Here is a 10,317-nt window from a genome sequence, read left to right on the forward strand (position 1 = left end):
GCCCCACCAGGTCTCATGTGCCACATATCGGGCCGCTCTTGGCGGACCTATCGGACAACTCGTGATCTTCGACCGGACCTTCGGCCGAAAACGTCCGGACACCCCTTCGAGGGTGTGCTGTGGCAGTAGTAGGCTCACGCCGTTTAAATGACGGAACACCGACCCCGGTCAACGGGGTTGACCTGGGGGAGGCTGGGGAGGCCATGCGCTTTCGCGGGAAATCCATCCGCCGGAAGATCGTGGCGTTGCTCCTGGTGCCGCTCGTCTCCCTGACAGCCCTGTGGGCGTTCGCCACGGTGATCACCGGCCGGCAAGCCGCCCAACTCCTCGGCGTCGCCTACGTCATCGACAAGGTCGGCTACCCCGTCGAGGACGTCGTCCGGGTCATCCAGACCGAACGCCGCCAGACCCTCGTGGTCATCGGCGACCCCCGGGCGTCCACCGCGACCACCGATCTCGTCAAGCGCCGCAAGGCCACCGACGAGGTGGTCGCGAAGATCACCGCCGACGCCAAGGACCCCGACGTCGTCGACGAGCTCAGCCCGGCCGCCGCCCAGCGCCTGAACTCCATCCTCGACGCCTTCCACGGCATCGGCGCGCTGCGCACCGCGGTCGACGCGGGCTCCCTCGACACCAGCCAGGCGCTGGAGCTCTACAGCCGGCTCGTCGACCCCTGCTACGAGTTCCTCATGAACCTGCACGCGCTCGAGAACGTGGAGATGGACAAGCAGGGCCGCGCCCTCGTCGGCGTCACCCGCGCCCGCGAGACGCTCTCCCGCGAGGACGCGGTCGTCGCCTCGGCCCTCGCCGCCCGCAGTGTCAGCCCGGCGGACATCCGGCACGTCTCCGACTTCGTCGCCAACCGCAAGCTGCTCTACGACTTCAACCTGGCGATCCTCCCGTCCGCCGACCGGGAGCAGTTCGAGCAGTACTGGAACAACCCCGAGAGCCGGGCCCTGCGCGAGGCAGAGGAACGATTCATCGCCCAGGGCCCGGGACGCAACCCGCGCAGCGCCACCGCCGCCCAGTGGGACGAGGCCTCCCGGAAGGTCCTCGGCGAGCTCGCCGTCATGGGCACCGCCGCCGGCGACCGCTACCAGGAGCGCGTCGAGCCCGTGGCCATGAGCGTGCTCGTGCAGGCCGCCGTCGCCGGCGTCCTCGGGTTCATCGCGCTGCTCGTCTCCCTCGTCCTGTCCGTACGCATCGGCCGCGAGCTGGTCCGCGACCTGTCCCGGCTCCGCAAGGAGGCCCACGAGGTCTCCGGCATCCGTCTCCCGGGCGTCATGCGCCGCCTCGCCGCGGGCGAGCTCGTGGACGTGGAGACCGAAGCGCCCCGCCTGGAGTACGAGAAGGACGAGGTCGGCCAGGTCGGCCAGGCCCTCAACACCCTCCAGCGCGCGGCCATCGAAGCCGCCGTCAAGCAGGCGGAACTGCGCCGGGGCGTCTCCGAGGTGTTCGTCAACCTGGCCCGCCGCAACCAGGTGCTGCTCCACCGCCAGCTCACCCTGCTCGACACCATGGAGCGGCGCACCGAGGACACCGAGGAGCTCGCCGACCTCTTCCGCCTCGACCACATGACCACCCGCATGCGCCGCCACGCCGAGGGCCTGGTGATCCTCTCCGGCGCGGCGCCCTCCCGCCAGTGGCGCAAGCCCATCCAGCTGATGGACGTCGTACGGGCCGCCGTCGCGGAAGTCGAGGACTACGAGCGCATCGAGGTGCGCAGGCTCCCGCGCCTGGGCATCGCGGGCCCGGCCGTCGCCGACGTCACCCACCTCATCGCCGAACTCCTGGAGAACGCCACGGTGTTCTCCCCGCCGCACACGGCGGTCCAGGTGCTCGGCGAACCCGTGGCCAACGGCTTCACCCTGGAGATCCACGACCGCGGCCTCGGCATGACTCCGGAGGCGCTGCTCGACGCGAACCTCCGGCTGTCGGAGACCCCCGACTTCGAGCTCTCCGACACCGACCGGCTCGGCCTCTTCGTCGTCAGCCGCCTCGCACAGCGCCACGACGTCAAGGTCGGTCTCCAGCAGAGCCCCTACGGAGGCACCACCGCGGTGGTCTTCCTCCCGGTGACCCTGCTGACGGAGGCTCCCGAGACCAACGGCACCGGCATCCGCCTGGCCGGCGGCAAGGCCGTGGGCGGCCCGGCCCGGCCCGCGGCGGCCGCCGTCAAGGGCGGGCCCGGGGACCGCATGCTCCCGGCCGGCGCCGAACTGCGCGGGCCCGTCGAGCTGGAGGCCCCGGTCGGCATGCTGGGTCTCGACGACCCCGCCACGGTCCTGGAGGAGTCCCCGACGGGCATCGGGGGCCTCACCGGCGTCGTCGGAGGCGCCGGGAGCGCCGGGAGCACCGGGAGCACCGGCGCCAAGGGCCGGCCCGCCATGGCCACCCTCGACGACGAGACCCCGCCGAACGGCATCCCGCGCAGCTCCCTGCTGGGCCTGCGCCAGGCGGGCCGCCCGCACGCGGAGCGGCACGCCGAGCGCGGTGCGCCCTGGAAGGTCGACCGCATCGTGGAGCGCATCAGCGACCGGAACGCGGACGCCTCCGACCGCAACGGCACGGACCGGAGCGGCACGGACCGGAGCGGCAGTGACCGCGGCGGCAACGGCCGCGACGGCTTCCGGGACCGCGATGGCTTCCGGGACCGCGACGGCTTCCGCGACAGGGACCGCGACCGGGGCCCCTTGGCCCCCACCGGACCGGTCCGCCTGGAGACCTCCCACCCGGACCCGGTCCGCCCCGACGGCCCCCGCGCCAAGGGCGCCGTACCGCTCCCGCGCCGCCGGCCCGCGCCGACCCTGGTCGCCGAGCACGGCCGCCGGATCGAGCCCCGCCACGTCGCGGCGGTCCCCGATCCCGCCCCGGCCCCGGACGCCGCGGAAGCGGCTCCGGGTCAGCCCGGCCGGGGCTCGGGCAGCACCCTGCCCCGACGCGTCCGCCAGGCCAACCTCGCGCCCCAGCTGAAGGACGCGCCCGCCCCCGCTCCCGCGGAAACCGCCGCCGACGCGGTGGCCGACCGCGACGCCGACGAGGTGCGCCGCCGCATGGCCTCCCTCCAACGGGGCTGGACGGCGGGCCGCGACCAGCACGCGCGCCAGCGCGCCGCGCAGGAAGCCCAGGGGCCCGGGCAGCGCGGCGAGCAAGGCGGCGCCCGGCAGAACACCACGCCGGACGCCGACCCGGCCGCCGGTCCCGCCGCCGACCCGGCCGCCGGTCCCGGCGTACGACAGCCCGTACGCCGGGACGCCCGGTACCAAGCACCGCAGCAGTCCGAGTCCGGGGCCGGCACCCCTGCCGCCCCCGGCCCCGGATACGAGAACGAGGGGGACGGCCGATGACGGCACCGCAGTCCGGCAACGACACCTGGGGCCGCGGCTCCGGACCGCTCAACTGGCTCCTGGACGAGCTCGTCGACAAGGTCGCCAGCATCCGCAAGGCCGTGGTCCTCTCCGGCGACGGCCTGCCCACCGGCAACTCCAAGGACCTGACCCGGGAGGACAGCGAGCACCTGGCGGCCGTGGCCTCCGGCTTCCACAGCCTGGCCAAGGGCGTCGGCCGCCACTTCGACTCCGGCAAGGTCCGCCAGACGGTGGTGGAACTGGACGAGGCGTTCCTCTTCGTCATGGCCGCGGGGGACGGCAGCTGCCTGGCGGTCCTCGCCGACTCCGAATCCGATGTCGGGCAGGTCGCGTACGAGATGACCCTCATGGTCAAGCGCGTCGGTGACCACCTGGCGACCGCCCCGCGCACCGGGCTGCCAGCCGGAGGGTGAGTCGGACGGCATGAGCGATTCAGGCCAGGACCACCCCGCCCGCAGCCCGGCCCGCACCCCCGCCCCGACCGGCGGCGCGGCCTCCGGCGCGGCGTCCGGCGGGGCCACCGACCAGTGGTTCGACGACGACGCGGGTCCCGTCGTCCGTCCGTACGCGATGACCCGCGGCCGGACCAGCCACGCGGGCCAGCACCGGCTCGACCTGATCGCGCTGGTGGTCGCGGAAGCCGCGGCCGACGACCCGGTCTGGGACGCGACCCTGTCCCCGGAACACGCCCACATCCTCGGGCTGTGCCGGGCACGGCCGCAGTCCGTCGCGGAACTCGCGGCCGACCTCGACCTCGCGGTCGGCGTCGTACGCGTCCTGATCGGCGATCTCGCCGACGACGAGCTGGTCCACGTGACCCGGCCGGTCCCGCCGGCCGAACTGCCCGATGAATCCATACTGCGTGAGGTGATCGATGGCCTTCGGGCGCTCTAGCCGCACCGGCGTCATGCATGCCGTGACGCCGGTCGAGCCGCTGACCCTGAAGATCCTGGTCGCGGGCGGTTTCGGGGTGGGCAAGACCACCCTGGTCAGTGCGGTGAGCGAGATCAGACCGCTCCGGACGGAGGAACGGCTCTCCGAGCCGGGCCGCCGCGTCGACGACACCGGGGGAGTGGAGGGCAAGAACACCACCACCGTGGCCATGGACTTCGGGCGCATCACGCTGCGCGAGGACCTGGTGCTGTACCTGTTCGGCACGCCCGGACAGGACCGGTTCTGGTTCCTGTGGGACGAGCTGGCGCAGGGCTCGCTCGGCGCCGTCGTGCTCGCCGACACCCGCCGTCTCGCGGACTGCTTCGCGGCCATCGACTACTTCGAACGGCGCGAGATCCCGTTCGTGGTCGCGGTGAACTGCTTCGACGGCGCCGACCGGCACCCCGTGGTCTCCGTGCGGGAAGCCCTCGACCTCGCCGCGGAGGTGCCGGTGCTGCTGTGCGACGCGCGGGACCGGGAGTCGGTGAAGGACGTCCTGGTGGGGGTCGTGGAACACGCGATGACGCTGGCCCGGGCCCGCCGGCAGAGTCTGAGCGCGGGGGCTTGAGCGCGGGTTTGAGCGTGGGTTTGAGCGTGGTTGGGCCCGGGCGCGGGCCCCGAAGTCGGCCCCCCCCGAGGGCCGGAGCCGACATGGAGGAGCGGCCCGTACCCCCGCCGACTGGGGTACGGGCCGCAGCTCACATGGGGGGCTCTGGTCCCGTCGCGGAGCGGGACTGTGCAGAGAGTGTGAACCTGCCGCCAGGGGCCGTCAAGCGTTCGGACAACAGCCCCTGTTCAAGCAGGTCACCCCACCCCACCCCCACCCCACCCCCACCCCACCCCCACTCCACGCCCACACCCCGCCGGGCCGCTACCGGACCGCGACGACCGCCGAACCGTGCCCGAACAGCCCCTGGTTCGCGCTGATCGCGGCCCGTGCCCCCGGCACCTGCCGGTCCCCGGCCGTACCCCGCAGCTGCCACGTGAGCTCGCAGACCTGCGCGATGGCCTGGGCCGGTACCGCTTCCCCGAAGGAAGCCAGCCCGCCACTGGTGTTGACGGGAATCCGCCCCCCGAGCGCCGTGGCGCCCTCCCGCACGAGCTTGGCCCCCTCGCCCTCGCCGCACAGGCCGATGTCCTCGTACCACTCCAACTCCAGTGCGGTGGACAGGTCGTACACCTCGGCGAGCGAGAGGTCGTCCGGCCCGAGCCCCGCCTCCTCGTACGCGGCCCGCGCGATCGATGCCCGGAAGGAGCCGGGCGCCGGCGCCACGGTGGTCACCGAATCGGTGGCGATGTCCGGCAGGTCCAGGACCGTACGGGGATACGTGGGCGTCACCGTGGACACGGCCCGGATCCGCACCGGGTCCGCGATCCCCCGCGAGCGCGCGAAGTCCATGCTGCTCAGCACGAGCGCCGCGCCCCCGTCGGAGGTGGCGCAGATGTCGAGCAGCCGCAGCGGATCGGCCACGATCGCCGAGGCGGCGACCTCCTCGACCGTCACGGCCTTGCGGTAGCGGGCGTTCGGGTTGAGCAGCCCGGCCGCCGCGTTCTTCACCTTGACCTGCGCGAAGTCCTCACCGGTGTCCCCGTACAGGGCCATGCGGCGCCGCGCGTACAGGGCGAAGTACGCCGGATTGGTGGCCCCGAGGACCCGGAAGCGCAGCCAGTCCGGGTCGTCCGGCCGCTCCCCGCCCGCCGGGGCGAAGAACCCCTTCGGCGCGGCGTCCGCCCCGACCACCAGGACCACGTCGGCGAGGCCGGCCAGGATCTGCGCCCGGGCCGCCCCGATGGCCTGGGCGCCGGAGGCGCAGGCGGCGTACACGCTGGTCACGCGCGCGCCCTGCCAGCCGAGCGCCCGGGCGAAGGTCGCGCCGGCCACGTAGCCGGGGTAGCCCGACCGTACGGTGTCGGCCCCGACGATGGACCGCACGTCCGTCCAGTCCAGTCCGGCGTCGGCGAGCGCGGTCCGGGCCGCGGCCCGCCCGTACTCGACGAAGCTGCGGCCCCATTTGCCCCACGGGTGCATGCCTGCCCCGAGGACGGCGATGTCGGCGCTCACTGCTCCGACCCCACGGGCCGGAACCGCCAGGTGGTCCAGGTGGTGCCGGAGGCGTCCTCGTTCAGGACCCCGCCGACCACCTCGACCTCCATGCCGACCGCCAGATCGGCGACGCCCACCCCGGGCGCCGCCTGCCCGAGCACGATCATCCCCTCGGCCTCCAGCTCCACGGCGACCAGCGTGTACGGGGTCCAGGGCGCGTCCGGATCGGACACGTACGGCGCGGGCGGCCGGTAGCGCCCGTCGGTGTAGGACCAGACCCGGCCGCGCGGGGAGAGCGGGGTCTCGGCGAGTTCACCGCCGCCCGGGCAGTGCGGATTGCGGCAGTACGCGTCCTCGCGCGGGAAGAACACGGCGGCGCAGGCGGAGCACCGGGTGCCGAGCAGCCGGAAGCCGCCCTCCGCACCGTCCTCGGTGAACCACCCGCTCACGACGGGTGTGCGTGTGCGTTCCAAGACCCCTCCCGAAAACATAATCTGACGATCCGTCAGAAGTCTGTCACGGGAACGCGTCCCCGGTCACCCGTTCTCGGCGAGCCAATTCCGCGCGATCCGCCAGAACTCCTCGTACGAACCGAAGGTCACGCCCGGCGCCGTACTGACGGCCGGACGGCCGGACGGCCGCGACAGAGACGGGGAAGTCGAAGTAGGTGTCCGGGAAGGCCTCCGGTTTGTACGTGAAGTGCCACCACTCCTCCGGCAGGTTCACGAACCCCTGCGCGCCGAGCGCCTCCTTCAGCGTGTTCCGGTGAGCGCGGGCGGGGCCGGTGACCCGAGGATTGTCCGTACGGGCCAGCGGATCGAAGAAGTCGAAGGGCGTCCCCATGTCGAGGGGCTCGCGGCCGAGATCCGTCAGCGCGACGTCGACGGTGCTCCCGCGGCTGTGCCCGGACTTCTCGGCGATGTAGCCCTCCGGAACCAGCCGGTCCTTCTCCACCCGGGGGTAGAACTCCGCCTTGGTCCCCTGGTCCGCCCCGTCCCGGGCCCACTGGACGAACCGGTCCACGGCCCGCTGCGGCCGGTAGCAGTCGTACACCAGCAGGGAGTACCCGCGTCGCAGCACCTCCCGCTGCGCCCGCCGCAAGGCCTCGGCGGCCGGCCGGGCGAGCAGGCAGACGGGCTCCTCGTAGCCCTCGACGACGGCCCCGGTGAAATTGTGCGCGGTGGCGTACCGCATCTCCTGGCCGATGCTCGGATCGACCTCGGCGAGGGCGGCGAACCCGGGGGCGGGGATCTCGGGGGCGGGGATCCCGGTCGGGGCGGGGATCGCGAGATTCCCGAGTGCTCCCGCACAGGTCACAACGGCCAGCATGCGCATACCCCTTGGCATACCATCGCCGCATGCCGGCGCACCTGAGGGACTCGCACTGCTCCACCTGCGGAGCACTGTTCGATGCGACCGAGTGGCCGCGTACGTGCCCCTCGTGCGGCGCGGTCGCCTACCGCAACCCCCTCCCGGTGGCGGTCGCCCTCCTTCCGGTCGAGGACGAGCTCGGCACCGGCCTGGTGGTCATCACCCGCACCATCGAACCGGCCCTCGGCGGCATCGCCCTGCCCGGCGGCTTCATGGACTTCGGCGAGGACTGGCGCGAATCGGTCGTCCGTGAACTCCGGGAGGAGACGGGCATCCACGCCCCGGCCCGCGAGGTCACCCTGGCCGGCGCCCACAGCTCCCCGGCCGGCCACCTGCTCCTCTTCGGCCTCTTGCCGGCCCGCCCGGTCTCCGCCCTCCCGCCGTCCGTCCCGACGGACGAGACCACGGGCTGGCACGTCCTGCGCGGCCCGCGGGACCTGGCGTTCCCGCTCCACACGAAGGTGGCGGCGGAATGGTTCGGCGGGCGCCACGCCTGATCCGGTGCGCGGCTACGCGTGGTCCGGTAGGAGGCCGCGCCTGATCCGGTACGCGGCCACGCCGTGCCGTGGTCCGGTGCGCGCAGGCCCTTTCGCCAGGGGTGAACACTTTACCCGCCCCTGATGGCATGCTCCGGTCAAATCTGCCAGGCTTCCGGCAGCCGTCACCCCCTGGCTGCCCTCCGGCGCACCCAAGCCGGCCCGGCAGTCACCGAGCAGGCCGCGAACCCGGCCGCCTCAAAGGAGTTTCGCGTGAGAGCCACCCCCCACAAGGCCCTCGCGGCGAGCGCTTTCGCCATCGCCGCGCTGGTCGCCTCCGCACTGCCCGCCACCTCCGCGGCGGCCGCGCCCGCCGCCTGCACCCCCGCCCAGGTGGTCGCCAACGGCGGCTTCGAAAGCGGAACGTCGCCCTGGAGCCAGTCGCAGGCCGGTGTGATCACCAACCGCACCGGCCAGAGCGCCCACGGCGGCACGTACTTCGCCTGGCTGAACGGCGTCGGCACCACCCACACCGACACGCTCACCCAGAGCGTCGCGATCCCGGCCGGATGCGGCACCGCGACCCTGAGCTTCTGGCTGCACATCGGCACCGCCGAGACCACGACGTCCAGCAAGTACGACAAGCTGACGGCGAAGATCGGCACCACGACGCTCGCGACGTACTCGAACCTCGACAAGAACACCGGCTACGCGCAGAAGACCTTCGACGTCTCGGCCTTCGCGGGCCAGAGCGTCAACCTCGCCTTCACCGGCACCGAGGACTCCAGCCTCCAGACGAGCTTCGTCGTCGACGACGTCGCCCTCAACACGTCCGGCACCACCACCCCGCCCGCGGACCCCACGCGCACACCGGCCGCCCCCGCCTACACCGTCAACCTGAGCAGCGACGCGAGCGGCACCGTCTGGAACGGCCACGAGAGCGCGAGCTTCACCAACACCTCCGCCGCACCCCTCGGCGAGGTCTACCTCAGGCTGTGGGACAACTACCACGGCACCTGCTCCGCCATGCCGATCGCGGTCACCAACGTCACCGGCGGCACCGCGGGAGCCCTGTCCGTCGACTGCACCGCCCTCAAGATTGACCTGCCGGCGCCCCTTACCCAGGGGCAGAGCGCCACGATCGGCTTCGACCTCGGCATCACCGTTCCGAGCGGCGCCGACCGCTTCGGACACGACGGGGCCTTCAGCTTCATCGGAAACGCCCTGCCCGTACTCGCCGTCCGGGACGGAGCGGGCTGGCACCTGGACCCGTACACCAACAACGGCGAGTCGTTCTACTCACTGGCCTCCGACTTCAGCGTGGCCCTCGACCACCCGAGCACCCTCCTGGTACCGGCCACGGGCGCGTCGGTCGACACCCCCGGCACCAGCGGGCGCACGATCACCACCGCCACCGCCTCGAAGGTCCGCGACTTCGCCTGGGCCGCCGGCCCGTTCGCCAAGATCTCCGGAACCTCGGCCTCGGGCACCCCGGTCAACGTCTACTCCGTCTCCGGCATCAGCGCGGCCGACTCGCAGTCGATGCTCACCACGGCCAAGTCCGCCGTCGACGCGCACTCGGCCAGGTTCGGGGCCTACCCGTACGGCGAGCTGGACGCGGTCATCGACAACAGCTTCTGGTTCGGCGGCATGGAATACCCCGGGTTCGTCCTCGACCTGGTCAGCACCACCGCGCTCACCCACGAGATCGCGCACCAGTGGTGGTACGGCATCGTCGGCGACGACCAGTACACCAGCCCCTGGCTCGACGAGGCGTTCACCGACTACGCCACCGACCTGGCGCAGAACAAGACCGGCGCGAGCTGCTGGAACAGCGTCTCGTGGGCCTCTTCGGCCGAGAAGATCACCAACCCGATGGCCTACTGGGACACCCACTCGTCCCGGTACTCCACCGTCATCTACGGCTACGGCAAGTGCGCCCTGCACGACCTGCGGCGCGTCCTCGGCGACACGGTCATGGCCAAACTGCTGAAGGACTACGCCACGTCGCACTGGTACGGGGTGTCGACCACGGCCGAGTTCAAGGCGGCCGCCCAGGCCGCCACGACCACGGACCTGACCTCGTTCTGGACCCAGCACCGCATCGAGGGCTGAACCACCGCCG

Annotated in this window: 9 protein-coding genes; 6 read left to right on the forward strand and 3 right to left on the reverse strand. The window is 72.7% G+C overall.

Annotated elements, in window-relative coordinates; all coding sequences use genetic code 11:
- Window positions 1-203 precede the first annotated feature (203 nt).
- Genes J7E97_RS15505 through J7E97_RS15520 form a run of 4 tightly spaced genes read left to right on the forward strand, consistent with a single transcriptional unit; the run spans window position 204 to window position 4,869 of the window.
- Window positions 204-3,347 (forward strand): nitrate- and nitrite sensing domain-containing protein, encoded by a 3,144-nt coding sequence (locus tag J7E97_RS15505; protein ID WP_215027388.1) that lies wholly within the window; start codon window positions 204-206, stop codon window positions 3,345-3,347.
- Window positions 3,344-3,781 (forward strand): roadblock/LC7 domain-containing protein, encoded by a 438-nt coding sequence (locus J7E97_RS15510; protein ID WP_215027390.1) that lies wholly within the window; start codon window positions 3,344-3,346, stop codon window positions 3,779-3,781. The genes J7E97_RS15505 and J7E97_RS15510 overlap by 4 nt, the downstream gene beginning before the upstream one ends.
- A 10-nt stretch (window positions 3,782-3,791) precedes the next feature.
- Complete coding sequence (locus J7E97_RS15515) at window positions 3,792-4,262, forward strand: DUF742 domain-containing protein (protein ID WP_251054593.1); 471 nt, start codon at window positions 3,792-3,794, stop codon at window positions 4,260-4,262.
- Window positions 4,243-4,869, forward strand: a complete 627-nt coding sequence (locus tag J7E97_RS15520; RefSeq protein WP_215027391.1) for an ATP/GTP-binding protein — start codon at window positions 4,243-4,245, stop codon at window positions 4,867-4,869. Before J7E97_RS15515 ends, J7E97_RS15520 begins: the two co-directional genes overlap by 20 nt.
- 303 nt (window positions 4,870-5,172) lie before the next feature.
- Here the strand turns inward: J7E97_RS15520 and J7E97_RS15525 are convergent, their stop codons facing one another.
- The 3 genes from J7E97_RS15525 to J7E97_RS15535 are packed head-to-tail and all read right to left on the reverse strand — an operon-like array spanning window position 5,173 to window position 7,680.
- On the reverse strand, window positions 5,173-6,363 hold the full coding sequence (locus tag J7E97_RS15525; RefSeq protein ID WP_215027392.1) for a lipid-transfer protein: 1,191 nt from the start codon (window positions 6,361-6,363) through the stop codon (window positions 5,173-5,175).
- Window positions 6,360-6,818 (reverse strand): Zn-ribbon domain-containing OB-fold protein, encoded by a 459-nt coding sequence (locus tag J7E97_RS15530; RefSeq protein WP_215027393.1) that lies wholly within the window; start codon window positions 6,816-6,818, stop codon window positions 6,360-6,362. The genes J7E97_RS15525 and J7E97_RS15530 overlap by 4 nt, the downstream gene beginning before the upstream one ends.
- Before the next feature lie 43 nt (window positions 6,819-6,861).
- On the reverse strand, window positions 6,862-7,680 hold the full coding sequence (locus J7E97_RS15535; RefSeq protein ID WP_374224159.1) for a M15 family metallopeptidase: 819 nt from the start codon (window positions 7,678-7,680) through the stop codon (window positions 6,862-6,864).
- Between the two features lie 23 nt (window positions 7,681-7,703).
- Between J7E97_RS15535 and J7E97_RS15540 the strand changes: the two genes are divergently transcribed.
- Entirely contained in the window at window positions 7,704-8,213 is a 510-nt protein-coding gene (locus tag J7E97_RS15540; RefSeq protein WP_215027395.1) for an NUDIX domain-containing protein, read from the forward strand.
- A 252-nt stretch (window positions 8,214-8,465) separates the two neighbouring features.
- On the forward strand, window positions 8,466-10,307 hold the full coding sequence (locus J7E97_RS15545; protein WP_215027397.1) for a M1 family aminopeptidase: 1,842 nt from the start codon (window positions 8,466-8,468) through the stop codon (window positions 10,305-10,307).
- Window positions 10,308-10,317 lie beyond the last annotated feature (10 nt).

Origin of the sequence: Streptomyces sp. ISL-66 (assembly GCF_018614135.1) — a bacterium.
GTDB lineage: Bacteria > Actinomycetota > Actinomycetes > Streptomycetales > Streptomycetaceae > Streptomyces.

What these genes read in the sequence shown, in the direction of transcription:
- J7E97_RS15505 (WP_215027388.1), top strand. Translation starts at nt 204, where the DNA reads ATGCGCTTTCGCGGGAAATCCATCCGCCGGAAGATCGTGGCGTTGCTC.
- J7E97_RS15510 (WP_215027390.1), top strand. Translation starts at nt 3,344, where the DNA reads ATGACGGCACCGCAGTCCGGCAACGACACCTGGGGCCGCGGCTCCGGA.
- J7E97_RS15515 (WP_251054593.1), top strand. Translation starts at nt 3,792, where the DNA reads ATGAGCGATTCAGGCCAGGACCACCCCGCCCGCAGCCCGGCCCGCACC.
- J7E97_RS15520 (WP_215027391.1), top strand. Translation starts at nt 4,243, where the DNA reads ATGGCCTTCGGGCGCTCTAGCCGCACCGGCGTCATGCATGCCGTGACG.
- J7E97_RS15535 (WP_374224159.1), bottom strand. Translation starts at nt 7,680, where the DNA reads ATGCGCATGCTGGCCGTTGTGACCTGTGCGGGAGCACTCGGGAATCTC.
- J7E97_RS15540 (WP_215027395.1), top strand. Translation starts at nt 7,704, where the DNA reads ATGCCGGCGCACCTGAGGGACTCGCACTGCTCCACCTGCGGAGCACTG.